At 70.4% G+C, this 25,123-nt stretch carries 23 protein-coding genes; 11 read left to right on the top strand and 12 right to left on the bottom strand.

The genetic code is table 11. The features are described from left to right. Position 1: 1 nt before the first annotated feature. The 3 genes from ACIRHA_RS24320 to ACIRHA_RS24310 form a co-directional block, all read right to left on the bottom strand. Positions 2-1,576, bottom strand: a complete 1,575-nt coding sequence (locus ACIRHA_RS24320; RefSeq protein ID WP_403849433.1) for a glutamate synthase subunit beta — start codon at positions 1,574-1,576, stop codon at positions 2-4. A gap of 77 nt (positions 1,577-1,653) precedes the next feature. Next, positions 1,654-2,139, bottom strand: a complete 486-nt coding sequence (locus ACIRHA_RS24315) for a DUF1772 domain-containing protein (protein WP_403849430.1) — start codon at positions 2,137-2,139, stop codon at positions 1,654-1,656. 62 nt (positions 2,140-2,201) lie between these two features. Beyond that, positions 2,202-2,936, bottom strand: coding sequence for a DUF2293 domain-containing protein (locus ACIRHA_RS24310; RefSeq protein ID WP_403849427.1), 735 nt, complete (start codon positions 2,934-2,936; stop codon positions 2,202-2,204). Positions 2,937-3,001: 65 nt separating this feature from the next. Between ACIRHA_RS24310 and ACIRHA_RS24305 the strand changes: the two genes are divergently transcribed. Further along, the gene (locus ACIRHA_RS24305; RefSeq protein ID WP_403849424.1) at positions 3,002-3,634 is read left to right on the top strand and encodes a uridine kinase; all 633 of its coding nucleotides are present in this window, start codon (positions 3,002-3,004) and stop codon (positions 3,632-3,634) included. Between the two features lie 42 nt (positions 3,635-3,676). Here ACIRHA_RS24305 and ACIRHA_RS24300 read toward each other — a convergent pair whose 3' ends face one another. Next, positions 3,677-4,804 carry a magnesium and cobalt transport protein CorA gene (locus tag ACIRHA_RS24300; protein WP_403849421.1) on the bottom strand — a complete coding sequence of 376 codons (1,128 nt, stop codon included), beginning with the start codon at positions 4,802-4,804 and terminating at the stop codon, positions 3,677-3,679. Between the two features lie 160 nt (positions 4,805-4,964). Here ACIRHA_RS24300 and ACIRHA_RS24295 point away from each other — a divergent pair, with 160 nt between their 5' ends. Continuing rightward, positions 4,965-5,762, top strand: coding sequence for a methyltransferase domain-containing protein (locus tag ACIRHA_RS24295; RefSeq protein ID WP_403849418.1), 798 nt, complete (start codon positions 4,965-4,967; stop codon positions 5,760-5,762). Between the two features lie 155 nt (positions 5,763-5,917). On the opposite strand, the gene fdhA is transcribed toward ACIRHA_RS24295, so the two are convergent. After that, positions 5,918-7,144 (bottom strand): formaldehyde dehydrogenase, glutathione-independent, encoded by a 1,227-nt coding sequence (gene fdhA, locus ACIRHA_RS24290; RefSeq protein WP_403849415.1) that lies wholly within the window; start codon positions 7,142-7,144, stop codon positions 5,918-5,920. Positions 7,145-7,350: 206 nt separating this feature from the next. On the opposite strand from fdhA, the gene ACIRHA_RS24285 reads away from it, so the two are divergent. Continuing rightward, positions 7,351-7,725 (top strand): cupin domain-containing protein, encoded by a 375-nt coding sequence (locus ACIRHA_RS24285; protein WP_403849412.1) that lies wholly within the window; start codon positions 7,351-7,353, stop codon positions 7,723-7,725. 24 nt (positions 7,726-7,749) lie between these two features. Here the strand turns inward: ACIRHA_RS24285 and ACIRHA_RS24280 are convergent, their stop codons facing one another. The 3 genes from ACIRHA_RS24280 to ACIRHA_RS24270 all read right to left on the bottom strand — a co-directional run bounded on the left by ACIRHA_RS24280 (position 7,750) and on the right by ACIRHA_RS24270 (position 10,622). Next, positions 7,750-8,988, bottom strand: coding sequence for an MFS transporter (locus ACIRHA_RS24280; protein ID WP_403850130.1), 1,239 nt, complete (start codon positions 8,986-8,988; stop codon positions 7,750-7,752). Positions 8,989-9,132: 144 nt separating this feature from the next. Further along, positions 9,133-9,705, bottom strand: coding sequence for a methylated-DNA--[protein]-cysteine S-methyltransferase (locus ACIRHA_RS24275; protein ID WP_403849409.1), 573 nt, complete (start codon positions 9,703-9,705; stop codon positions 9,133-9,135). A 41-nt stretch (positions 9,706-9,746) separates the two neighbouring features. Further along, positions 9,747-10,622, bottom strand: a complete 876-nt coding sequence (locus ACIRHA_RS24270) for a glycerophosphodiester phosphodiesterase (protein WP_403849406.1) — start codon at positions 10,620-10,622, stop codon at positions 9,747-9,749. 269 nt (positions 10,623-10,891) lie between these two features. On the opposite strand from ACIRHA_RS24270, the gene ACIRHA_RS24265 reads away from it, so the two are divergent. The 7 genes from ACIRHA_RS24265 to aroQ all read left to right on the top strand — a co-directional run bounded on the left by ACIRHA_RS24265 (position 10,892) and on the right by aroQ (position 18,145). Beyond that, positions 10,892-11,743: an MHYT domain-containing protein gene (locus ACIRHA_RS24265; RefSeq protein WP_403849403.1), complete on the top strand. Its 852-nt coding sequence runs from the start codon at positions 10,892-10,894 to the stop codon at positions 11,741-11,743. A 74-nt stretch (positions 11,744-11,817) separates the two neighbouring features. Then, entirely contained in the window at positions 11,818-13,959 is a 2,142-nt protein-coding gene (gene uvrB / locus ACIRHA_RS24260) for an excinuclease ABC subunit UvrB (protein WP_403849400.1), read from the top strand. Positions 13,960-14,108: 149 nt separating this feature from the next. Beyond that, a complete protein-coding gene (locus tag ACIRHA_RS24255) occupies positions 14,109-14,687 on the top strand; it encodes a TerD family protein (RefSeq protein WP_403849397.1) in 579 nt (192 codons plus the stop codon). 295 nt (positions 14,688-14,982) lie between these two features. Next, positions 14,983-15,972 carry a TerC family protein gene (locus ACIRHA_RS24250; protein ID WP_403849394.1) on the top strand — a complete coding sequence of 330 codons (990 nt, stop codon included), beginning with the start codon at positions 14,983-14,985 and terminating at the stop codon, positions 15,970-15,972. 129 nt (positions 15,973-16,101) lie between these two features. Beyond that, positions 16,102-16,404, top strand: a complete 303-nt coding sequence (locus tag ACIRHA_RS24245; protein WP_403849390.1) for a hypothetical protein — start codon at positions 16,102-16,104, stop codon at positions 16,402-16,404. 83 nt (positions 16,405-16,487) lie between these two features. Continuing rightward, entirely contained in the window at positions 16,488-17,588 is a 1,101-nt protein-coding gene (locus ACIRHA_RS24240; RefSeq protein WP_403849387.1) for a calcium:proton antiporter, read from the top strand. 83 nt (positions 17,589-17,671) lie between these two features. Then, positions 17,672-18,145: a type II 3-dehydroquinate dehydratase gene (aroQ, locus tag ACIRHA_RS24235; RefSeq protein WP_266720848.1), complete on the top strand. Its 474-nt coding sequence runs from the start codon at positions 17,672-17,674 to the stop codon at positions 18,143-18,145. A gap of 63 nt (positions 18,146-18,208) precedes the next feature. On the opposite strand, the gene ACIRHA_RS24230 is transcribed toward aroQ, so the two are convergent. Beyond that, positions 18,209-18,865, bottom strand: coding sequence for an MBL fold metallo-hydrolase (locus ACIRHA_RS24230; RefSeq protein WP_403849384.1), 657 nt, complete (start codon positions 18,863-18,865; stop codon positions 18,209-18,211). Positions 18,866-18,874: 9 nt separating this feature from the next. Continuing rightward, on the bottom strand, positions 18,875-19,606 hold the full coding sequence (locus ACIRHA_RS24225; protein WP_403849382.1) for a maleylpyruvate isomerase family mycothiol-dependent enzyme: 732 nt from the start codon (positions 19,604-19,606) through the stop codon (positions 18,875-18,877). A gap of 288 nt (positions 19,607-19,894) precedes the next feature. Between ACIRHA_RS24225 and uvrA the strand changes: the two genes are divergently transcribed. Further along, on the top strand, positions 19,895-22,930 hold the full coding sequence (gene uvrA, locus ACIRHA_RS24220) for an excinuclease ABC subunit UvrA (RefSeq protein ID WP_403849380.1): 3,036 nt from the start codon (positions 19,895-19,897) through the stop codon (positions 22,928-22,930). A 116-nt stretch (positions 22,931-23,046) separates the two neighbouring features. On the opposite strand, the gene ACIRHA_RS24215 is transcribed toward uvrA, so the two are convergent. Together ACIRHA_RS24215 and ACIRHA_RS24210 are read right to left on the bottom strand one after the other, a co-directional pair. Continuing rightward, positions 23,047-24,003, bottom strand: coding sequence for a carbohydrate kinase (locus ACIRHA_RS24215; protein WP_403849377.1), 957 nt, complete (start codon positions 24,001-24,003; stop codon positions 23,047-23,049). A 161-nt stretch (positions 24,004-24,164) separates the two neighbouring features. Continuing rightward, positions 24,165-25,115, bottom strand: coding sequence for a hypothetical protein (locus ACIRHA_RS24210; RefSeq protein WP_403849374.1), 951 nt, complete (start codon positions 25,113-25,115; stop codon positions 24,165-24,167). Between the last annotated feature and the right edge of the window lie 8 nt (positions 25,116-25,123).

The raw sequence follows: 25,123 nt of genomic DNA, 5'->3' as shown, positions 1-25,123 counted from the left end.
GTCAGACGGTCATCGGGCGGTCGTGCGCCCCGATCGGCTCCGGCAGCAGCGTCCGGCCCGTCAGCCAGCGGTCGACCGCGGCGGCCGCCGCCCTTCCCTCGGCGATCGCCCACACCACGAGCGAAGCGCCCCGCCCCGCGTCGCCCGCGACGAACACGCCCGGAACGCCCGTCGAGAAGGCGGCGTCCCGCGCGAGACGGCCCCGCTCATCGACGCCGAGGCCCAACTGGTCGATGAGGCCGCCGGTTTGGCGCTCCGGCCCGTGGGAGCCGAGCGCGAGCAGCACCAGATCGGCGGGCAGCGTCCGCCCCGTTCCCGGTAGCGGCCTGCGCGCCGCGTCCACCTCCACGAGGTGCAGCGCACGCACATGCCCCGCGGCGTCCCCCGTGAAGCGCAGCGTGGAGGCGGCGAAGAGCCGGGCGTCCGCGTCGGCCGCCGGGGCCGTGCGCAACTCACCGGCCTCCTCGTGCGCGGCGGAGAGCCGGTACAGCTTCGGGTACGTCGGCCAGGGCTCGACGTCCTCGTCGCGCGCCTCGCCCGGCCTGTCGTAGATGTCCAATTGCGTGACGGACGCGGCCCGTTCGCGCACCGCCGTGCCCAGGCAGTCGGCGCCGGTGTCGCCGCCGCCGACGATGACGACGTGTTTGCCGGTGGCGGTGAGCGGTGACTCTTGTGTCTCCGGTGGTGGGTTGAGTGGTGTGGTCTTCTCGTTCTCGTACGTGCGGTTGGCCCATGGCAGGTACTCCATCGCCTGCTCGATGCCTGTCAACTCCCGTCCGGGGACGTCGAGTTCGCGCCAGGCCGTGGCCCCGGTCGCGATCACCACGGCGTCGTGCCGGGCCCGCAGGTCGGCGGCCGTGAGGTCCCGGCCGATCTCCGTCGACATACGGAACCGCACGCCCTCCTTGGCCAACTGGTCGAGTCGGCGGTCCAGTTGGTGCTTCTCCATCTTGAAAGCGGGGATCCCGTAGCGCAGCAGCCCGCCCGGCTGGTCGTCCCGCTCGTACACGACGACCGTGTGCCCGGCCCGCGTCAGCTGCTGCGCGGCCGCGAGCCCGGCGGGGCCCGAGCCGACGACGGCGACGGTCAGACCGCTGTGCCGCTCGGGCGGCTGTGCGGCCACGAAGCCCTCGTCCCAGGCCCGGTCGGCGATGGCGACCTCTACGTTCTTGATGGTGACTGGAGCAGGAGGGGCGGCCCGAAGGGCCTCGGTTGAGGGTGGTGGTGGGAGACGGGCGGGATGGTTGATGGCGAGGACGCAGCCCGCCTCGCAGGGGGCCGGGCACAGGCGGCCGGTGAACTCCGGGAAGTTGTTCGTGGCGTGCAGACGCTCGCTCGCGGCCCGCCAGTCGTCCCGCGAGACCAGCTCGTTCCACTCGGGGATCAGGTTCCCCAACGGGCACGCCTCGTGGCAGAACGGGATTCCGCAGTCCATGCAGCGGTCGGCCTGCGCTTCGATGATCGGCAGCAGGCCGCCGGGGACGTACACCTCGTCCCAGTCGCGGACCCGCTCGCCGACCGGGCGGCGCGGCGCCTCCCGGCGGGGTGTGGTGAGGAAGCCCTTGGGGTCGGCCATGGCCGTCTCCCTACGCCGTGACAGCTGGCTCTGGCTCTTTTGTCACGATACGTCGGGTGGGAGCGGGGCGCCCCGGCTCAGGTCAGGGCGAGTACGAACAACAGCGAGGTGACAGCTCCCGTCGCAGCCCTTACGTGGTTCCACCGCACCCACTCGACGAGATACGCCCGCCACTGCGCGGCGCTGCTCTCGGTCTCCTCGTCGCCGGAGAGGCCTGCGAGCGCCGCGTTGCGCGGCACGTTCGCCAGGACCGTCACGCCGAAGGAACCCACCAGGTACAGCGCGCAGCCGAGCAGCAGCTCGACGGTGCCCGCTTCGGGCCAGAGCACGAACGTCACCACCGCGATCACCGCGCACAGCACCGCCGCGCCGAGGAATACGGCCATGAACGGCGGCGTGAGAGCGGCGATGTTGACGGCGTTCATCGCGGCGATCCCCTGTGCGGCGGGCAGTGCGCCCAGTCCGCGCATCACGAACGTGGAGAACGCGATGAACACCCCCGAGCTCACCCCGCACCAGACCGCCCCCAGCACGACCAGCACGAAATACGGACCTTCGATCATGCGCTCCCCCCATCAAGACGGATCATGCCGCAGTTTGTCGGTTGTGGACAGTGATTTCACGATTACATTGAGCGAACGGTGCCGGTTGTGGTGGTTGTGTGGAGTTCCTGCCAGTCGTCCAGTACCGCCGCCACGGCCTCGGTCACCCGCGAGCGGGCCTCCCCGCGGGGTACGCCCTCCATCAGCAACCGGTCGTACGGCGTGTCCACATGGCGCACGGCGGCCCGCACCGCGGCCGCGACCGCGCCCTCCGAGAACGCGCGCCCCGCCGCACTCCGGCCCACCCGCCCGCTCCCGCGCGCCCCGGCATGCGCGGCGATCGCCGCCGCCCGGCCCTCGGGGCAACCGGGAAACAGCCGCCGGATCCGCGCCGCGAACTCCGCCACGAACACCGCGTCCTGCGCCGCCTGCCGCGCCGCGTCCCGCGCCCGCCGCCTGGCCCGCGCCTCCGCGTCCGCCAGGCAGCGCGCCTCGGCCCGCGCGAGCGCCGGCTCCTCGACGAGCACGCCCTGCCGCTCGTACCGCCCGCGCCGCCGGTGGAAGCGCACGACGACGGCTGAGAGCCCGCTCTCCTCGCGCGCCCTGCGGGTCAGCGCCGTGTCCCCGCGCGGCAGGAACACGAGGTGCCCCAGGTCGGCGCAGTCCAGGCAGCGGGGCCGGCCGCCCTCCAGGGTGAGGAGCCCGAGCGGCCCCCGGCGACAGGCACCGCACCGCTTGCGCTTGACCGGCTGGAAGACGAGCGGGCTGAGCGGGCTGCGTGTGGCGGCTCCGGCCGGGGGCGGGGTGGCTCTGGTCATACGGGTGTGATGCCCGTCCGGGCGGGCTCTGCATCGTGGAGTGCGTGCCCTGCATCATGGAGTGCGTGCGACTCGAAGCGATCACCTGGGAACGGCTCGGCGACGCCCTCGCCGAGCGGCTGCTCGACCTGAAGCCGGCCGACGGCGGCCCGTGGGTGAAGGTCGCCCTCGACGGGGCGCCGGCCGCTCGCCCCGGCGAGCTCGCGGCGCTCGTCTCCGAGGCCCTGCGCACCCGCGGCCGGTCTTCGCTCGCGGTCGGCACCGAGGGCTTTCTGCGCCCGGCCTCGCTCCGGTTCGAGTACGGGCACCGGGACGTCGAGGCGTACTACAGCGGCTGGTTCGACACGGGCGCCCTGTGGCGTGAGGTGTTCGGACCGCTCGAACCGGACGGCACGGGCCGCGTCCTGCCCGACCTGTGGGACCCGGTCACGGACCGGGCGACCCGCAGTGGCTACGTCGAACTCCCTCCCGGTGGCGTGCTGCTGATGCACGGCCCGCTGCTCCTGCACCACTGGTTCCCCTTCGATCTGGCCGTGCACGTGAGCCTGTCGCAGGGCGCGCTGCGGCGACGTACCCCCGAGTCCGAGCGGTGGACGCTCCCGGCCTTCGAGCGCTATGACTCCGAGACCGGACCCGCGGCGAACGCCGACGTCGTCATCCGCGCGGACGACCCGCGCCACCCCGCGTGGAGCGGGTGACGGCTCGGCTCTGTGCGGGGTGGCGCGGGTCGACCGCGTGGCTCACAGCCAGCCGTTGCGCTTGAACCCCCGGTACACCACGAAACAGATCGTCGCTATCACGGACATCATCAGCGGATAGCCGAACCGCCAGTGCAGCTCCGGCATGTTCTCGAAGTTCATGCCGTAGACGCCGCAGCCCATCGTCGGCACGGCCACGATGGCGGCCCACGCGGTGATCTTGCGCATGTCCTCGTTCTGCGCGACCGTCACCTGTGCCAGATGGGCCTGCAGGATCGAGTTGAGCAGTTCGTCGAAGGCCGCTATCTGCTCCGCCGCCCGCAGCAAGTGGTCCGACACATCGCGGAAGTACGCCTGTATCTCGGGCGGTACGGCGGGGAAGGGGCGCCCCGAGAGCTCCTGTATCGGCCGGGACAGCGGCACCACGGCCCGCTTCAACTCGAGCAGCTCACGCTTGAGTTGATAGATCCGGCCGGGGTCGGCCTTCGCGCCGTTCTGCGCGAAGACGTCCGCCTCGACCTCGTCGATGTCCGCCTGGACCTCGTCGATCACCGTCAGGTAATCGTCGACGACGCTGTCCGCGATCGCGTGCAGCACCGCCGCCGGGCCCTTCGCCAACTGCTCCGTGTCCGCTTCGATGCGCTCGCGCACGGGGCCGAGCGAGCCGTGCCGGCCGTGCCGCACCGTGATCACGAAGTCCTGGCCGAGGAACACCATGATCTCGCCGGTGTCCACCACCTCGCTGGTCGCGGTGAGCTCCGCGTGGTCGACGTAGCAGACCGTCTTCAGTACCGCGAAGAGCGTCTGTCCGTACCGCTCCACCTTGGGTCGCTGGTGCGCGTGCACCGCGTCCTCGACGGCCAGGGGGTGCAGGTCGAACAGCTCGGCGATGTCCGCGAACTCCAGCTCCGACGGCTCGTGCAGCCCCAGCCAGACGAACCCGTCCGCCGCCTTGCGCACCGCGCGCACCGACTCGACGAGACCGCTGTCGCCCGACTCGCGCACGCCCTCCCGGTAGGTCACGCAGTTCACCACCGCGGAGCCCAGCGGGGAGCGTGCCGGGTGGCTCAGGTCGACCTTGGGCGTGCGCCGCGCGAGCCGCGCGACCCTGCGCAGGCTGCCCACCCTGCGCAGACCGCCGACCTTCCGCAGATTGCCCGCCATCGACATGCTCGGCCCCTCCCGTTTTCCCTCCGCTTCCGTCGCGAAGATGACGTGTGGGCCAGTCTGCCAGCGGCCACCGACAGTGCGTCCACCCCTGTGGGAACGGAAGGCTCCGCTCCGCTGTGCAATGTCCCGTATCCAACGATTGGGCTGGGATGATCGGTTCATGATGCGATCAGGCGAGCACGCGTACCTCCTCGACAACCAGCAGCCCGAGGCCGGGCGGCGCTTCGACGCCTTCTCGGTCCTCTTCGACCCCACGACGTTCCGGCACATCGAGCGTCTCGGTATCGGTTCCGGCTGGCGCTGCTGGGAGGTCGGGGCCGGTGGTACGTCGGTGGTCTCGTGGCTCGCGCGGAAGGTCGGCCCGACCGGCCGGGTCCTCGCCACCGACATCGACACGTCCTGGCAGACCGCCACGCCCCGCACGCCCGTCGAGGTGCGACGCCACGACATCGGCGTCGACGAGCCGCCCGCGGAGAGTTTCGACCTGGTGCACGCGCGGCTCGTCCTTGTCCATGTCCCGGACCGGGAGCGGGCGTTGGCGTCGATGATCCGTGCGCTGCGCCCCGGCGGCCGGCTGCTCATCGAGGACGCCGACCCCGCGCTCCAGCCCCTGCTCTGCCCGGACGAGGCGGGTCCCGCGCAGGAGCTGGCCAACCGCCTGCGGCACGGGTTCCGTTCCCTCCTCGCGGAGCGCGGCGCCGATCTGTCGTACGGCCGCAAGCTGCCCGGGCTGCTTCGGGCGGCGGGGCTGCGTCAGGTCGAGGCGGACGCGTACTTTCCGCTGGCGTCGCCGGCTTGCACGGCGCTGGAGACGGCGACGGTCGGGCAGATCCGCGCGCAGCTCGTGACGGCGGGCCTGGCGACGGACGACGAGATCGACCAGCACCTGGCGAATGTCGCCGACGGGACCATGGACCTGGCGACGGCGCCGCTGATCTCGGCGTGGGGGCGGAAGTAGGCGCATTGCGGTCGACGTTCCCTACGGCGCGGGGCTCTGCCCCGGACCCCGCTGCTCAATCTCCCCCAGCTACCGCTGGGAGGTGCCCCCTGCAGAGGCTTGATTGCCCCAGCCGACCGGAAGGTGGCTCCACGCGCGCGTGGAGCCACCATCCCTCAGACCGGTCGGGCGCCGTTCAACGCGCCGTGCGGGTCGAGGACGTACTTACGGCTCGCGCCCTGGTCGAACTCCGCGTAGCCGCGCGGCGCGTCCTCGATGCCGATCACGGTCGCGTTGACGGCCTTCGCGATGTGCACGCGCTCGTGCAGGATCGCCATCATCAGGCCCCGGTTGTACTGCATCACCGGGCACTGCCCCGTCGTGAGCTGGTGACTCTTCGCCCAGCCGAGGCCGAGCCGCACCTTCAGTGTTCCGGTGCGCGCGTCCTGGTCGACGCCGCCCGGATCGTCGGTGACGTACAGGCCGGGGATGCCGAGCGCGCCCCCGGCGGTCGTGAGACCCATCAGGGAGTTGAGGACCGTCGCCGGGGCCTCGGGCGCGTCCGGGCCGTGTGCGCGGGCCTCGAAGCCGACCGCGTCCACGGCCGCGTCCACCTCGGGGACGCCGAGGATCTCGGCGACCTGCTCCTCCACCGTGCCGCGCGTGAGGTCGACCGTCTCGCAGCCGAAACTCCGTGCCTGCGCGAGCCGTTCGGCGTTCATGTCCCCGACGATCACGACGGCCGCGCCGAGGAGCTGCGCCGATGCCGCCGCCGCGAGCCCGACGGGCCCGGCCCCGGCCACGTACACCGTCGAACCGACCTTCGTGCCCGCCGTCACCGCGCCGTGGAAGCCGGTGGGGAAGATGTCGGAGAGCATGGTCAGGTCGAGGAGCTTCTCGCGCGCCTGGTCGGCGTCGGGGAAGCGCAGCGCGTTGAAGTCCGCGTAGGGGATCATCGCGTACTCGGCCTGACCGCCGACCCAGCCGCCCATGTCGACATAGCCGTAAGCCGCCCCGGGCCGTGCCGGGTTGACGTTCAGACAGATGCCGGTCTTGCGCTCCTTGCAGTTGCGGCAGCGCCCGCAGGCGATGTTGAACGGCACGGAGACGATGTCCCCGACATCCAGGAACTCGACGTCCGGGCCCTTCTCCACGATCTCACCGGTGATCTCGTGGCCCAGGACGAGGCCCTCGGGTGCCGTGGTGCGGCCGCGCACCATGTGCTGGTCGCTGCCGCAGATGTTGGTGGCGAGCACCTTGAGGATCACGCCGTGCCGACAGGTCCGGCCCACGTTCGCCGAGGCCACCCCCGGCCCGTCCTTCAGCTCGAGCGTCGGGTGCTCGATGGTCCTGACCTCCACCGCTCCCGGCTTGAGATATGCGACTGCCCTGTTTCCGCTCATGCCTGATCGCCGTCCCTTCGGCTCCGTGACTCGCTCTGCGGGATGCTCCGGCTGTGCGCATGGCGGAGTCTGCTACCGAAACGGCGTTCTGAGGAGCCTTCCGGCCGGAGTTGTTGAAGCCTCGACGAGCCGTCCAGTCCGCGCGGCTGGTACGGCACAGGCCGTCCAGTGAGAGGAGGGGCGCAGGTCATCTACGGTGACTGGCCATGACCACGAATGATCGATCCGCAACCGCCCTGGGTTCCTTCGCCGTCCGCGTCCCGGACGTGGACCTCGAACCCGAGCCGCTCGACCCCGCACAGATCGTCTCCGGCGCCCCCGAGGTGACCGGCAAGGTGCTGTGGGAGTCGGCCGACGGCAAGCAGCTGCGCGGCATCTGGCAGATCACGCCCGGCGTGGTCACCGACACCGAGGCGAACGAGCTGTTCGTGGTCGTCAGCGGCCGCGCCACCGTCGCGGTCGAGGGCGGCGACACCCTGGAACTCGGCCCGGGTACGGCCGCCGTGCTGCGCGAGGGCGACCGGACGACGTGGACCGTGCACGAGACTCTGCGCAAGGCGTACCACATCACCCTGGGCTGATCCGCGTACGAACATCCGCTCCCGCTACGGGTGTTGGGTCCGCCGCGTGAACAGCGCCAGCGCCCCGAGCGGGAGCAGCAGGCACGCCGCGGCCAGGTTCAGCCACGCGTAGCTCGCCGTCGCCACCACGATGCCCGCCGCCGCGCCGCCGATGCCCGCCGACAGACTCGTCGTCAGGTCGGAGAGGCCCTGCGCGGCGGCCCGCGCGGCCTGCGGCACGGAGTCGGTGAGCAGCGCGGAGCCCGCGACGAGCCCGGCCGACCAGCCGAGCCCGAGCAGGAACAGCGCCGCCGCGCTCTGCCCGTGGCTGCCGCCCGCGGTCCCGGCGAGCAGCGCCGCACATGCGAGCAGCCCCACCGCGAGCCCGATCACCGTGAGCCGTCCGAACTTGTCGGCGAGGCGCCCCATCACCGGCGAGAACGCGTACATGCCGGCGATGTGCCCGCTGATCACCAGCCCGATCAACTCGATGCCCGCGCCGTGGTGTTCGAGGTCCACCGGGGTCATCGACATGACGGACACCATCGCCGTGTGCGACACCGCGACCGTCACCAGCGCGAGCCGGGCACGCGGAGAGGCGGACACGGCCGCGAACCCCGCCCGGATGGAACGCGCGGCGGGCGACTGCTCCTCGGCGGGAGCCAGGGACCGCGCGGTCAGCAGCGGGTCGGGGCGCAGCGTCACGTGCACCACGACCGCCGATATCAGGAACACCCCGGCCGCCCACACGAACGGCCCGGCCTCCGCCGGTATGCCGAGCCCGGAGACGCTGCGGCCCGCGGGCGCCGCGATGTTCGGTCCGAGGACGGCGCCGATGGTGGTGGCCCACACGACCGTCGAGATGGCGCGGGCCCGCCGGTCGGGCGCTGCCAGGTCGGCGGCCGCGTACCGGGCCTGGAGGTTGGCGGAGGACGCCGCGCCGAAGCCCATAAGCCCGATGAGCAGCAGCGGAAACGTGCCGATCACCGCGGCGACGACGGTCACCACGGCCCCGATCGTGCCGATCAGATAGGCCAGTACGAGGCCGGCCCGCCGCCCACGGGCGTTCATCAGCGCGGCCAACGGCACCGAGAGCACCGCGGTCCCCGCGACGCTCGCCGTGGACGCGAGGCCGGAGAGCGCCTCGTCCCCGCTGACCTTCTTGGCGAGTACGGCGGCCAGCGCGATCCCGGTCGCGGTCCCGAGCCCGCCCAGTATCTGCGAGGCGACAAGCACCCGCTGCGTACGGTGCTGCAGCGCCTCCGTCCCCGGCTCGACGTCCACGGCCCGCCCGACCGGGTCGGCGCGCTCGTCCTCCGGGGGTACATCCTCCGGCCGCCGCAGTCGCTCCTCATCCGTGCTCAACGCACGCCCCCGCCCCGATCAACCCGGCGGACTCCACGCATCCGCCCCCGCCCCCGGACCGTCTCAGAACAACGGCTCGGGCAACACCCCTTCCAGCGCGAGCAGCTTCCGCTTCGTCTCGAGTCCGCCCCCGAAGCCGCCGATCCCGCCGTCACGCTCCACGACCCGGTGGCACGGCACCACGACCGGCAGCGGATTCGACCCCATCGCCAGGCCCACGGCCTGCGCGGCTCCCGGTTGCCCGACCCGGTGGGCCAGGTCCCCGTACCCGACGACCGCCCCGTACGGCACCCCGGCGAACAGCTCGCGCAGCACCTCCCGGTTGAACCCGGTGATCAGAGACCAGTCGAGCGGCACCTCGAACTCGCGCCGGCGCCCGGCGAAGTACTCCGCGAGCTGCGGTATCGCCTCGGCGAGCAGGGGCGATCCGGGCGCTTCGACGGGCTCGGCCCCGAGCCGGGAGCCGAGCCGGTCGAGTGCCTTGTCCCGCACCGCGTCGGTGGCGTGGAAGACCACGTTCACCAGACCGGTGTCCGTCGCGGCCAGCAGCAGTGGGCCGATGTCGCTGCGCACGACGGCCCACACGGCTTGCCCCGGCGCGGCGGGACCGGTCTCGCTTGCTCCAGTGGCGTTCATGCCGACCACGCTACGGCCGGGCACTGACAACGCCGTGCGGGTCAGCCGCCGAGGGCCGCCCGCACCACGTCAGGGGCGTTGCTGATGATCCCGTCGATGCCGAAGCCGTCGACCTGCTGCGCGGTCTTCGCGTCGTTGACGGTCCAGGTGTAGGCCTCGAGCGGCTTGCCGTGCGGGCCCTTGAGCGCGTGCACCGCCTTGACGTAGTCCGCCGAGATCGTCGTGTGCGAGGGATTGATCTGGTCGGCGAACTTCGCGTAGGCGGGCAGCTCGGACGTCTTGGGCGTGCCGAGGAAGCCCGTCTTGATGTCCGGGCGCCGCGCGTGCACGGTCCGGATGCTGTCCGCGTTGAAGCTCTGGATGATCAGCCGGTGCTTGATGTCCCAGGAGTCCAGCCAGCCGTCCGTGCGCAGCTGGCGCAGGATCTGCTTCTCGATGCCCGGATACAACTCGGGCGACTTGATCTCCATGAGCAGCTTCTGGTGGTTGCGGTCGACGCGCCGCAGGTAGTCGTGGAGCGTCGGGATCCGGGCGCCCGTGTACTCGACGCCCTTCCAGCTGCCCGCGTCCAGCTTGGCGATCTCGCCCGAGGTGAAGTCCGCCACGTTCCACGGGGAGCGGTCGGGATAGACCTGCTCGACGTTGGTGGTGCGGGCCAGCGTGGTGTCGTGGAGGACCACCAGGGCGCCGTCCTTGGTGCGCTGCACGTCGTTCTCGACCCAGGTGATCCCCAGGGCGCGCGCCCGGTCGATCGCTGCCAGCGTGTTCTCGGGCGCGTACGCGGAGGCACCGCGGTGGGCGACGACCGTGGTTCTGTTGTGCGCGGGGGCGGCTTGTGCGGTGGTGGGCAGGACCAGGACACCGGTGACGACGGAGCCCGCCACTGCGGTCAGGGCGGCTGCTGTGCGTCCGTACACGTGTGCTCCTCATGTGTCGTGGAATCACGGACTGTACGAGATTGACAGCAGAGAGCGAACGAAGAGTAGGCGCAGGATGGTCAGGAGTTGAACGGAGTCACTCAACTGCGGTCGACCCCCGTGTCGTGCGACCGGTTTCTTTGCCGGAAAATCGTTCGGACGTTCCCATGTGCGCTTTAATTTCTGCCTCACCCGCGGTCGCCCCGGGCGCCGCGCGCGAAGGGACGAGCTGCACATCTCACAGAAACCAGGCGGAAGGGCTGCCGCACATGCAGGGTTCGGTCGACGGCTTCAGTTACGGGCTCGTCACACCGGTGGTGGCGTACCTCATGGCCTGCCTCGGAGGCGCCCTGGGGCTGCGCTGCACCACCAGATCCCTGCTCGTCGCGCACACCTGGCGGGTGGGATGGCTCGCGCTGGGCTCCGCGGCGATCGGCTCCGGGATCTGGACCATGCACTTCATCGCGATGATGGGCTTCAGCGTGGAGGGCATGCCGATCCGCTACGACCCGCTGACGACGTTCGCGAGTCTCGGTGTGGCCATCCTCATGGTCGGCATCGGCGTCTTCATCGTCGGCTACAAGGGCGCGACCGGCACCGCTCTGTTCACCGGAGGCACCATCACGGGCCTCGGAGTGGCGTCCATGCACTACCTCGGAATGGCCGGAATGCGTCTTCACGGGACGGTCGGTTACAACACGTTCACCGTGGTCGCCTCCGTGATCATCGCCATGGCGGCGGCGACCGCGGCCCTGTGGGCGGCCGTCCAGGTACGGGGCATCCTGTGGAGCCTCGGCGCGAGTCTGGTCATGGGGCTCGCCGTCTCGGGGATGCACTACATGGCGATGGCGGGGGTCAGCGTCCATGCGCACACCGATGCCGTCGGTTCCCCCGGAGGGGACTCGGCCACCGCCATCCTCGGGCCCATGCTGATCGGCCCGCTGAGCTTCCTGCTCCTGGCCGGCGTGGTCGTCGTGTTCGACCCGATGCTGGTCACGGGCCGCCCCGACTGGCGGGACAGCCGAGCGGCACAGGACCGGCTCGGGACCCCCGCGCCGGCCGTCACGCGCCTGCGCCGCCCCCTGCGCCGGTCGGCTTCGCGCGCACCGCAGGACTGGTGACCGGGAGCCCCTGAAGGCCGGGCCCGACAGTGGTTCGGGCCCGGTTGTCAGTGGTGGGTCGTACGGTGGATTCCATGCGGCCCGTATCCAAGATCGAACGCACGGTGGCACCCTTCGAGGTCGTCAGCCCGTACCAGCCCAGCGGTGACCAGCCCGCGGCCATCGCCGAGCTGGAGAAGCGCGTGACGGGAGGCGAGAAGGACGTCGTCCTGCTCGGCGCGACCGGCACCGGCAAGTCCGCCACCACGGCGTGGATGATCGAGAAGCTCCAGCGGCCCACGCTCGTGATGGCGCCGAACAAAACGCTGGCCGCACAGCTGGCCAACGAGTTCCGCGAGCTCCTGCCGAACAATGCGGTCGAGTACTTCGTCTCGTACTACGACTACTACCAACCCGAGGCGTACGTGCCGCAGTCGGACACGTACATCGAGAAGGACTCCTCGATCAACGAGGAGGTGGAGCGCCTGCGCCACTCCGCGACGAACTCGCTGCTGACCCGCAGGGACGTCGTCGTGGTCGCCTCCGTCTCCTGCATCTACGGTCTCGGTACTCCGCAGGAGTACGTGGACCGCATGGTCCCCCTGAAGGTCGGGGACGAGATCGACAGGGACGACCTGCTGCGCCGCTTCGTGGACATCCAGTACACGCGCAACGACGTGGCGTTCCAGCGCGGCACCTTCCGGGTGCGCGGCGACACCATCGAGATCTTCCCCGTCTACGAAGAGCTCGCGGTCCGCATCGAGATGTTCGGTGACGAGATCGAGTCGCTCTCCACGCTCCACCCCCTCACCGGCGAGGTCATCAGCGACGACGACTCGCTGTACATCTTCCCGGCGACCCACTACGTGGCCGGCCCCGAGCGCCTGGAGCGCGCGGCCAACGACATCGAGAAGGAGCTGGAGGAGCGCCTCGCCGAGCTCGAGAAGCAGGGCAAGATGCTCGAGGCCCAGCGCCTTCGCATGCGGACCACGTACGACCTCGAGATGCTCCGCCAGATCGGCTCCTGCTCCGGCGTGGAGAACTACTCGATGCACTTCGACGGCCGCGAGCCCGGCTCCGCGCCGAACACGCTGCTCGACTACTTCCCGGACGACTTCCTGCTGGTGATCGACGAGTCGCACGTCACCGTGCCGCAGATCGGTGCCATGTACGAGGGCGACGCCTCCCGCAAACGCACCCTCGTGGACCACGGTTTCCGCCTGCCCTCCGCGCTCGACAACCGACCCCTGAAGTGGGAGGAGTTCCAGGAGCGCATCGGCCAGACCGTCTATCTGTCGGCGACCCCCGGCAAGTACGAGCTCTCGCGCGGGGACGGGCACGTCGAGCAGATCATCCGCCCCACCGGTCTCATCGACCCGGAAGTCGTCGTGAAGCCCACGGAGGGCCAGATCGACGACCTGGTGCACGAGATCCGTACGCGCACGGAGAAGGACGAGCGCGTCCTGGTCACCACGCTCACCAAGAAGATGGCCGAGGACCTCACGGACTACTTCATCGAGCTCGGCATCCAGGTGCGCTATCTGCACAGCGACGTCGACACGCTGCGCCGCGTCGAGCTGCTGCGCGAGCTGCGCGCGGGCGAGTTCGACGTGCTGGTCGGCATCAACCTGCTGCGGGAGGGCCTCGACCTGCCCGAGGTGTCCCTGGTCGCGATCCTCGACGCCGACAAGGAGGGCTTCCTGCGCTCCGGCACGTCGCTGATCCAGACGATCGGCCGCGCGGCGCGAAACGTCTCGGGGCAGGTCCACATGTACGCCGACAAGATCACCCCGGCGATGGAGAAGGCCATCGACGAGACCAACCGCCGCCGGGAGAAGCAGGTCGCGTACAACGAGGCGAACGGGATCGACCCCCAGCCGCTGCGCAAGAAGATCAACGACATCGTGGCGTCCATCGCGCGCGAGGACGTCGATACGGAGGCGCTGCTCGGCACCGGGTACCGCAAGGGCGGCAAGGACGGAAAGGGTGCCAAGGCCCCCGTTCCCTCGGCCGGGAAGGCGGACAAGGCGCCGGCCAAGAAGAAGCGCGGCAAGGCGGACGAGACGGTTCCCACCGACCGTCCCGCGGCCGAGCTGTCCGAGCAGATCGAGGAGCTGACCGAGCGGATGCGGGCCGCCGCCGGTGACCTTCAGTTCGAGGTCGCGGCGCGGCTGCGCGACGAGGTGTCGGAGATGAAGAAGGAGCTGCGCCAGATGAAGGAGGCGGGCATCGCCTGACCTGCCACGCGGGGCGGGGTGCCGGGGCGTGTCGCAGGACCGCCACAAACCCCGTCCACGGCGGCGGCGTTGTCAGTACCGCCCTCTAGGGTTTGGCCCAGCCACGCACATGGCGCGGCAACAGGGGACGGTTCGAGAGGGGACAGCGCGTGGGCATCGACTTGACCAAGGGTCAGGCCATCAGTCTGGAGAAGCAGGGCGGGGGCACCCTCACCGCCGTACGGATGGGACTCGGCTGGCGGGCGGCTCCTCGGCGCGGCCTGTTCGGCACCCGCACGCGCCAGATCGACCTGGACGCGTCAGCGGTTCTCTTCGCCGACAAGCAGCCCGTCGACGTGGTCTTCTTCCGCCACCTCATCAGCGACGACGGCTCGGTGCGGCACACCGGGGACAATCTGGTCGGCGGTGCGGGACAGGGCGGCGACGACGAGTCGATCGTCGTCGATCTGCAGAGCGTCCCGGCCCACATCGACCAGATCGTCTTCACGGTCAACTCCTTCACGGGGCAGACCTTCCAGGAGGTGCAGAACGCGTTCTGCCGCCTGGTCGACGAGACGAACGGTCAGGAGCTGGCCCGCTACACGCTCGACGGCGGCGGAAAGTACACGGCGCAGATCATGGCGAAGGTGCACCGGGCCGGCAGCGGCTGGAAGATGACGGCCCTGGGCGCGCCCTCCAACGGCCGAACCTTCCAGGACCTGATGCCCGCGATCCTGCCCAGTCTGTAGCGGACCCACGACGGCAGCTGAACGGGAAGGGGTCTTTGGCGGGCCTCTGACGGACCTTCGACCTGCGGACTTGGTGAATACTTTACCTTTCCCTTTACCTTTCATGGGTGTTTCGAGTACGCTCCTTGACGCGGAGGGGAGTACTCCAACGCGGCGTTCCCGTCAATACGGACGACAGGCCCGAAGGCCTTCGATCCCGGGGCGTCGGCTCGAGACGCGCTCAGGCGCTCGGGTGGAAGAGACCTCCGGCAGCGACGACGCTGATCAGTAGCCGTACGACGCCGGAGGCGCAGTAGTGGACGTATCAATGAGTGTGTGGGTGCTGACCGTTCTCGGTCTATGCGCCCTGATCGCGGTCGATTTCTTCATCGGGCGAAAGCCCCACGACGTATCGATCAAGGAAGCGGGCATCTGGACGGTCGTCTGGATCGTGCTCGCCGCGCTGTTCGGCGTGGGCCTCATGGTCTGGGGCAGCGGCCAGGCCGGCGGCGAGTTCTTCGCGGGCTTCATCACCGAGAAGTCGCTCAGTGTGGACAACCTCTTCGTCTTCATCCTGATCATGGCGAAGTTCTCGGTCCCCACCCAGTTGCAGCAGCGCGTGCTGCTCTTCGGTGTGCTCATCGCGCTCGTACTGCGGGCGATCTTCATCGCGGCGGGCGCCGCGGTCATCGCCAACTTCTCGTGGGTCTTCTACATCTTCGGCGCGTTCCTCATCTACACCGCGTGGAAGCTCATCAAGGAGGCCATGACCGACGAGGAGGACGAGGAGTTCGAGGAGAACCGCGTCCTTAAGTCGATCGAAAAGAAGTTCGGCGTCGCGGACCAGTACCACGGCACCAAGCTGTTCATCCAGCAGCACGGCAAGAAGGTCATGACGCCGCTCCTGGTCGTCATGCTCGCCATCGGCATGACCGACGTGCTGTTCGCGATGGACTCGATCCCGGCGATCTTCGGCCTGACCCAGGACCCGTACGTCGTCTTCACGGCGAACGCGTTCGCGCTGATGGGGCTGCGCCAGCTGTACTTCCTCATCGGCGGCCTGCTCAAGAAGCTGGTGCACCTCAGCTACGGCCTGTCGGTGATCCTCGCCTTCATCGGCGTGAAGCTGGTCCTGCACGCGCTGCACGAGTCCGGAGTGCACGTACCGGAGATCTCCATCCCGGTCTCGCTCTCCGTCATCTGCGGCGTCCTGATCATCACGACGATCACCAGCCTCATCGCCTCGAAGAAGCAGGCCGAGAAGGACGCGGCCGAGGCGGCTAAGAAGGACAGCATCGAGGCCTGACGGCGTCGGGCGTAGGAATTACCAGCACCGGGAGCGGTGCGCGGCCGATTGCCGCGGGCCCCTCCCGGTGCTTCTTTGTGCCCTGAGCGCGTCCCGCGGGGGCGCGAGGGCACGACGGGGGAGGACCCCATGAAGTTCGTCCAGATCATCGACTTCGAGTCCCAGCGGTTCGGCGAGATGAGGGAGCTGCTCGACGCCTTCGAGCAGCGGATGCAGGGCACTCCGGGCGGTCCCACGCACCGGATGATGCTCAAGGACCGGGACACCACTGGCCGCTATCTCGCGATCATCGAGTTCGAGTCCTACGACGACGCGATGCGCAGCAACGAACACCCCGAGGTGGCCGAACTCAACCGGCAGCTCTCGGCCCTGTGCACCCGCCCGCCGGCCTTCACCAACTGCGACCTCAAGGACGTGCGCGAGCTCAAGTGACGGGACGCGCGCGACGCCCTGCGCCCGCCGGGCGCCGCGCGCGTGAAGTCGCGACCCCACCCGGCCGCGGGCACCATCGATGAATGATCACCAGAGTGCGGGCGCTGAGTACGCAGTGGACCGTGGTGGTGCCACTGATCGCGATCGTGCTGCTCGCGTTCACGTGGGGACGCGAGCTGCCGGGTGCCGTGGTCGCCGTCGTCGCGGTGGTCCTCGCGGCCTCCGTGCTCGCGGCCGTGCACCACGCGGAAGTCGTCGCCCACCGCGTCGGGGAACCCTTCGGTTCGCTGGTGCTCGCCGTGGCCGTGACGATCATCGAGGTCGCGCTGATCGTCACCTTGATGGCCGACGGCGGGGCCAAGAGTTCCACGCTCGCCCGCGACACCGTGTTCGCCGCCGTCATGATCACCTGCAACGGCATCGTCGGCGTCAGCCTGCTCGCGGCCGCGCTGCGGCACCGCGTGGCGATCTTCCAGTCCGAGGGCACCGGGGGAGCCCTCGCGACCGTGGCCACGCTCGCGACGCTCTGCCTGGTCCTGCCGACCTTCACCACCAGCAAGCTCGGCCCGGAGTTCTCCACCTCCCAGTTGGTCTTCTCGGCCGTCGCCGCGCTCGTCCTGTACGGCCTCTTCGTCGCGACGCAGACCGTGCGCCACCGCGACTACTTCCTGCCGATCACCAAGCACGGCGAGGTGATCGACGCCGACGACCACGCCGAAGTGCCGAGTACCCGGACCGCCCTGTTCAGCCTCGGACTGCTCGCGCTCGCCCTGGTCGCCGTCGTCGGACTCACCAAGGGCGTCTCGAAGACGATCGAGCGGGGCGTGGAGGCGGCCGGCATGCCGCATGCGGTGGTTGGCGTGATCATCGCGCTGCTGGTGCTGCTGCCCGAGACCATCGCGGCGCTCCGGGCGGCCCGCAGGGACCGGGTGCAGACCAGCCTCAACCTCGCGCTCGGCTCGTCCATGGCCAGCATCGGCCTCACGGTGCCGGCCGTCGCCATCGCCTCGATCTGGCTGACCGGGCCGCTCGTCCTCGGGCTCGGCGCCACGCACATGGTGCTGCTCGCGCTGACCATGGTGGTCGCGACCCTCACCATCGTTCCGGGCCGTGCGACACCGTTGCAGGGCGGCGTCCATCTGGTGATCCTCGCCGCGTACATCGAACTCGCCGTCACGCCCTGACCGCGCTGTACCCACCGCCCTTCGGGCGGTAGTGGCGCCGTGATTACCCTCAAGGAGCAAACGCTCTTCTACGGAGGTCTCCTGTGCCGCGCACCCTCGCCAACGCCCCGATCATGGTTCTCAACGGCCCGAACCTGAACCTGCTCGGCAAGCGCCAGCCGGAGATCTACGGGCGCGACACCCTCGCCGACGTCGAGGCCCTGTGCGTGAAGGCGGCTGCCGCGCACGGCGCCACCGTGGACTTCCGGCAGTCCAACCACGAGGGCGAGCTCGTCGACTGGATCCATGAGGCGCGCGAGAACCACGTGGGCGTCGTCATCAACCCTGCCGCCTACTCGCACACTTCAGTGGCGATCCTGGACGCGCTCAACACCTGTGACGGCATGCCGGTGGTGGAGGTCCACATCTCCAACATCCACCAGCGCGAGGAGTTCCGGCACCACTCCTACGTGTCGCTGCGCGCCGACGGCGTGATCGCCGGGTGCGGCGTGCAGGGATACGCGTTCGGGGTGGAGCGGGTGGCGGCGCTCGCCGCGCCGGGGACGGCGCAGGCGTAACGACGCCTACAGGGCGGGCCGAGACGTACAGGGCGGGCCGAGACGGGAAAGCCCGCCTACAGGTCACCAGCCCCGCTCGCGCCACTCCTGGACGTGGGGACGCTCGGCGCCCAGCGACGTGTCGTTCCCGTGTCCCGGGTAGACCCACGTCTCGTCCGGCAGCGTGCCGAAGATCTTCGTCTCCACGTCGTCGATGAGGCTCGCGAAGGCCTCGGGGTCCTTCCACGTGTTGCCCACGCCGCCCGGGAACAGGCAGTCACCCGTGAAGACGTGCGGGTGGCCGTGCGGGTCGTCGTAGACCAGGGCGATCGAGCCGGGCGTGTGGCCGACCAAGTGGCGGGCCGTGAGCGTGATGTGGCCGAACTCGATCGTGTCCCCGTCGTCGACGGCGACGTCGGTCGCCACCGGGATCCCCTCGGCGTCCTCGCGCCCCGCGTACGTGCGCGCGCCGGTCGCCTCCACGACCTCCTGCAGGGCCTGCCAGTGGTCGCCGTGCCGGTGTGTGGTGACGACGGCCGCGATGCCGTCCTCACCGATGAGGTTCCGCAGCGTCCGCGGCTCGTTCGCCGCGTCGATCAGGAGCTGCTGATCGGTCGCGCGGCAGCGCAACAAGTAGGCGTTGTTGTCCATCGGTCCGACCGCGACCTTGGAGATCATCAGGTCCTGCAGCTCGTGCACATCCGCCGGGCCGCCGACCTTCACCGTTCCGCTGTACGTCATGGATTCAGCCTATAGCGGGGGCAGGGGCGGCAGGGAGCCCCGGTCGACGGTGAGAGCGCTGCCGTCCCTGCGGCCCGCGAGCCAGCCCAGGAGGTCCGCCTGGCGGCCCTTGACGACGATGCCGAGCTCGGGGCCCGGGCCCTCGCCGGCCTTGAGCTCCTCGACGGTGAGCGCCTGCACGGCTCCCGTGGAGATCATCCGGCCGTCGTCCTGCTTGATCAGCAGGGGCGGCAGGCCGGGGTGGTCGCGGAAGCGCTTCGCGAGGAAGTTGATCTCCCGCTGGGTGAACTCGGCCGAGAGATCCTCCAGTTCGTATCCGATCCCGAGGTCCACGTGGTGCAGCTCGACCTCGGCCCAGCGCCGGAACGGCACGTTCGACGCGAGATCCTTCACACCGTTGCGCAGCTCCACCGTGCGGGCCCAGTCGGCGTCCTCGGTCCCCAGGCGGCGGAAGCGCTCGGCGCTGTCCTGTACGTCGCCGAGCTGCTCGCGCAGTCCGCGCGGGGCGTCCCGTTCGATGCCGGCGTCGCGGGACCGGGCGCTCTCGTACATGGGGCGGCCCGCGAGGACGTTGCCGAGCGCGTCCGCGTTGCGGGCCAGGTGGGCGAGAACGTGCCCGCGGCTCCACCCCGGGAGCCGTGACGGCTCGGCCACGGCGGCGTTGTCCAGGGTGCCGACCGCGGCGAGCAGCCGGTCGGTCGCTTCGCGTACTGACGCCAGGTCGCGCACATGATCACTCATGGCGCCGACGATAGCCCTGCCACACGTTCGGGTGAAGGTGGCCTACGATCCGCATGAATCGAATGTACGTGCTATATGGTCGAGGGCGACGTCGGGCATGCTTGGTGGTCCGGGTTTGTTACCAACCAGGGAATCCGACCGGCGTTGTCAGTGGCTCCCTCTAGTCTTCGAAGGACAGCCTTCTCAGGGCCGCTCCGCCTCGATCGCGGCGTGAGCGCCCTCGAGAGTCAGACCGCGAGAGACGGGGGCCCGCCCCTGTCACTTATCTCCAGAAAGGTGCGGACCGGCGTGGCCGACCGTCTCATCGTCCGTGGCGCGCGCGAGCACAATCTTCGGAATGTCTCGCTCGACCTCCCGCGCGACTCCCTCATCGTCTTCACCGGTCTGTCCGGCTCCGGTAAGTCCTCCCTCGCGTTCGACACGATCTTCGCCGAGGGCCAGCGCCGGTACGTCGAGTCGCTGTCGTCGTACGCCCGCCAGTTCCTCGGCCAGATGGACAAGCCGGACGTCGACTTCATCGAGGGCCTCTCCCCGGCCGTCTCGATCGACCAGAAGTCCACATCGCGCAACCCGCGCTCCACGGTCGGCACCATCACCGAGGTCTACGACTACCTGCGCCTGCTCTTCGCGCGCGTGGGCAAGCCGCACTGCCCCCAGTGCGGCCGGCCCATCGCCCGCCAGTCGCCGCAGGCCATCGTCGACAAGGTCCTGGAGCTGCCCGAAGGCAGCCGCTTCCAGGTCCTGTCGCCGCTCGTGCGCGAGCGCAAGGGCGAGTTCGTCGACCTCTTCAGCGACCTGCAGACCAAGGGCTACTCCCGCGCGCGCGTGGACGGGCAGACGATCCAGCTGTCCGAGCCGCCGACGCTGAAGAAGCAGGAGAAGCACACGATCGAGGTGGTCGTCGACCGCCTCACCGTGAAGAGCTCCGCCAAGCGCCGCCTGACCGACTCCGTGGAGACCGCGCTCGGCCTCTCCGGCGGCATGGTCGTGCTCGACTTCGTCGACCTCCCCGAGGGCGACCCGGAGCGCGAGCGCATGTACTCGGAGCACCTGTACTGCACATACGACGACCTGTCCTTCGAAGAGCTGGAGCCGCGCTCCTTCTCCTTCAACTCGCCCTTCGGCGCCTGCCCCGACTGCAGCGGCATCGGCACGCGCATGGAGGTCGACCCCGAGCTGATCGTCCCCGACGAGGACAAGTCGCTCGACGAGGGCGCCATCCACCCGTGGTCGCACGGCCACACGAAGGACTACTTCGGCCGCCTCATCGGCGCCCTCGCGGACGCGCTCGGCTTCCGTACGGACATCCCCTTCGCCGGCCTCCCGCAGCGCGCCAAGAAGGCGCTCCTGAACGGTCACAAGACGCAGATCGAGGTCCGCTACCGCAACCGGTACGGGCGCGAGCGCCGGTACACGACGCCGTTCGAGGGCGCCGTCCCGTTCGTGAAGCGCCGCCACAGCGAGGCCGAGTCGGACACGAGCCGCGAGCGCTTCGAGGGCTACATGCGCGAGGTGCCCTGCCCGACCTGTGAGGGCACGCGGCTGAAGCCGCTCATCCTGGCCGTCACGGTCCTGGGTAAGTCGATCGCCGAGGTCTCGGCCATGTCCATCAGCGACTGCGCCGACTTCCTGAGCGAGATGAAGCTGAACGCGCGCGACAAGAAGATCGCCGAGCGCGTCCTGAAGGAGGTCAACGAGCGGCTGCGATTCCTGGTCGACGTCGGCCTCGACTACCTGTCGCTCAACCGCGCGGCGGGCACCCTCTCCGGCGGCGAGGCCCAGCGCATCCGGCTCGCCACGCAGATCGGTTCCGGCCTCGTCGGCGTCCTGTACGTGCTCGACGAGCCGTCCATCGGCCTGCACCAGCGCGACAACCACCGGCTCATCGAGACGCTCGTCCGGCTCCGCGACATGGGCAACACGCTCATCGTGGTGGAGCACGACGAGGACACCATCAAGGTCGCCGACTGGATCGTCGACATCGGCCCCGGCGCGGGCGAGCACGGCGGCAAGGTCGTGCACAGCGGTCCGTTGAAGGGGCTGCTGGAGAACCCCGAGTCGATGACCGGCCAGTACCTGGCGGGCAAGAAGGCCATCGAGATGCCGGACATCCGCCGGCCCGTGGACCCCGGACGCCGCCTCACCGTGCACGGCGCCAAGGAGAACAACCTGCGGGACATCGACGTGTCCTTCCCGCTGGGCGTCCTCACCGCCGTCACCGGAGTCTCCGGATCCGGCAAGTCGACGCTGGTGAACGACATCCTGTACACGCACCTGGCAAGGGAGTTGAACGGGGCGCGCTCCGTCCCCGGCCGGCACACGCGCGTGGACGGCGACGACCTCGTCGACAAGGTCGTGCACGTCGACCAGTCGCCCATCGGCCGCACGCCGCGGTCGAACCCGGCGACGTACACCGGAGTCTTCGACAACGTCCGCAAGCTGTTCGCCGAGACGACAGAGGCGAAGGTGCGCGGCTACCTGCCGGGCCGTTTCTCCTTCAACGTCAAGGGCGGCCGCTGCGAGAACTGCTCGGGTGACGGCACGATCAAGATCGAGATGAACTTCCTGCCGGACGTGTACGTCCCGTGCGAGGTCTGCCACGGCGCGCGCTACAACCGGGAGACGCTGGAGGTCCACTACAAGGGCAAGTCCATCTCCGAGGTCCTGGACATGCCGATCGAGGAGGCGCACAGCTTCTTCGAGGCCGTCCCTGCGATCGCCCGCCACCTCAAGACGCTCAACGATGTGGGCCTCGGCTACGTCCGGCTCGGGCAGCCCGCGCCGACGCTCTCCGGTGGTGAGGCGCAGCGTGTGAAGCTCGCCAGTGAGCTGCAGAAGCGTTCCACGGGCCGCACGGTGTACGTGCTCGACGAGCCGACGACCGGTCTGCACTTCGAGGACATCAGCAAGCTCATCACGGTGCTCTCGGGCCTCGTCGACAAGGGCAACACGGTCATCGTCATCGAGCACAACCTCGACGTCATCAAGACCGCCGACTGGGTCGTCGACATGGGCCCCGAGGGTGGTAACGGCGGCGGACTCGTCGTCGCGGAGGGCACTCCGGAGGAGGTCGCGGCCGTCCCGACGAGCCACACCGGCAAGTTCCTGCGCGACGTCCTCGGTGCCGACCGGGTCAGCGACGCGGCCGTGCCCGTGGCGCGCCCCCGCAAGGCGGCGAAGAAGACCGTGGCGGCGACGAAGGCCCCGGCCAAGAAGACGGCCGCGGTGAAGGCGACCGCCAAGACGACGGCCAAGTCGACCGCCAAGACGGCCGCGAAGAAGCCCGCGGCCAAGAAGGCGACCGGGAAGGCCCGTAAGGCCTGACACACGTCCGGTCCCGGCGAGGGACGAGCGACGGCGCCCCGTGGGAACTCCCCGCGGGGCGCCGCGCGTTCAGGGCCGGCCGGCCCCTACGGAGCAGGTCCTGCCGAGGCCGGTCCTCACCACGCCGGGCCTGCCAGTTCGGTGGCGTACGGCGGCTCCGCGCCCGCCCGTGAGCAGGTGACCGCCGCCGCCCGCGCGGCGAACCTCAGCAGCCGGGACCAGTCGTCGCCGCCGAGCCCGGCGATGGCGGCGGGGGAGAGGGCGTCCTGGCGCGAAAGCCCGTGCAGCAGCGCGGCGTTGACGGTGTCACCGGCGCCGATCGTGTCCACGACGTCGATCCGCTCGCCCGGCACCGAGTACTCGCCCCCGTCCCGTGTGAGCACCGTGAGCCCCTCCCCGCCGCGCGTGATCACGACGGCGGCGGGCCCCGCGGCCAGCCACTCCTGCGGTGTGCCGCCCAGCCACTCGGCGTCGTCCTCGGAGAGCTTCAATAGCGTCGTCGACGCCAGCCAGTTCTTGAAGCGGGCCCGGTAGGCGTCCGCGTCCGGGATCAGGCCGGCCCGGATGTTCGGGTCGAGTGCCGTGCAGACGCCCTGCGCGGCGGCCGAGCGCATCACGTCCTCGTACGCGGTGGCGCCCGGTTCGAGCGCCAGCGAGCAGGTGCCGAACGACATCGCGCGCGTGCCCGCCGGTAGCGCCTCGGGCACCGCGAAGAGCCGGTCGGCGGTCCCCTCCACGTAGAAGGAGTACCCGGCGGAGCCGTCGGCGCCGATCGAGGCCACGGCGAGCGTCGTCGGTTCGTCGCCCCGCTGCACCGGGGACACATCCACCCCGGCCGCCCGCAGACCGCCGAGCAGCGACTCCCCGAAGGCGTCCCGCGAAACCCGCGAGCAGAACGCCACGGACGAGCCGAGGCGGCCGAGCGCCACCGCCGTGTTGTACGGGCCGCCGCCGAGCCGCGGGGCGAGGGCGGGCAGCTCGCTACCAGGCCCGCCAGGCCCGCCCGGTCCGCCGTCGGTGGGCACGCCCTGGGGGACGAGGTCGATCAGTGCCTCTCCGGCGACGACAATCACGGTGTTTCCTCTCAAGCGGGCGAGCGAGCGGGCGCGGGCAGGCGGTGGGGTCCGCCGGCACCGCCGACGCTAGAGCCTCGCACCGAGCGCGGCACCCGCCTCACCCGAACCGGGCACGCGCGCCGCACACCCGGGCACGTACGCCCCGGATCCGGGCACGGTCACTCCCAGTCCCACCCGATGCCCACCAGCCCCGCCCGCACCTGCGGCTCCACCATGTGCGCCGACCGGTGCGTGCCGCTCAGCGCGAGTTCGTGGCGGCCGTCGCGCGGGCCCGCGGCCGACCGCTGCGCGAAGCGGTGGCAGCGCACGGGCAGCGCGTCGTCCGCGAACCGGACCTGGAGCGCGTACTGCCCTCCGGCGAAGCCGAATCCGCGGACGTACTCGGTGGCGGGACCGGCCGTCCCGTCCTCGAAGCCGTAGTGGAACAGATGCGTGTCGCCCGCCCGGAGCCGCGCGTCGAACAGCAGTTCCGCGACCAGGACGCCTGCCTCGTCGTCCCAGCGCACCCGCCCCGTACGGCAGTTCTCCATGGCGCGGACCGCCACATCCGCCGGGGAACACCCCGGATCGCCATGGTGGACGGCCACATAACGGTCCACGCCGTCGCGGTGCGCCCGCACGATCTGCTGCGAATCCCTGCCGAGGAGCTGCCGGCGCGCGCCGATCCGCACCCGCTCGTGGTGCCCGACGGTGTGCACTCCGCCGTCCAGCGGGGACTCCAGCTCCGCGAGCAGCCGCTCGACGGCCCCGGACGCCTCGATGGGCGACCGGTACGGGCGGGCCGCGGGACGCTCGGGCACGGCCGTCCCGGGCACCGGACCGAGCAGCCGGATCAGCGATTCCTCGGGCAGTTCGAGGATCTCCTCCAGGGCGCGCACGGCCCGCATCGACTCGGGGCGCTGCGGCCTCCGTGCGCCGTGCTGCCAGTAACTCAGGCTGGTGACACCGATGGTGACGCCCCGGCGGGCCAGGTGGTGGCGCACACGGTGCAGGGGCAGCTGCCGGGCGGCGATCGCGGCCCGCAGGGCGCTGTGGAACGGCCCGGAGCGCAGCACCGCCTCCAGGTTCGGCGCTCGGGCCGCTTGTGTCCGTCGTTCGTCGAGCCGCATCCCACCGC

Source organism: Streptomyces sp. NPDC102360, assembly GCF_044766085.1.
Taxonomy (GTDB): domain Bacteria; phylum Actinomycetota; class Actinomycetes; order Streptomycetales; family Streptomycetaceae; genus Streptomyces.
The sequence above is the reverse complement of the archived record's forward strand: the minus strand, read 5'-3'. Positions and strand labels throughout refer to the sequence as shown.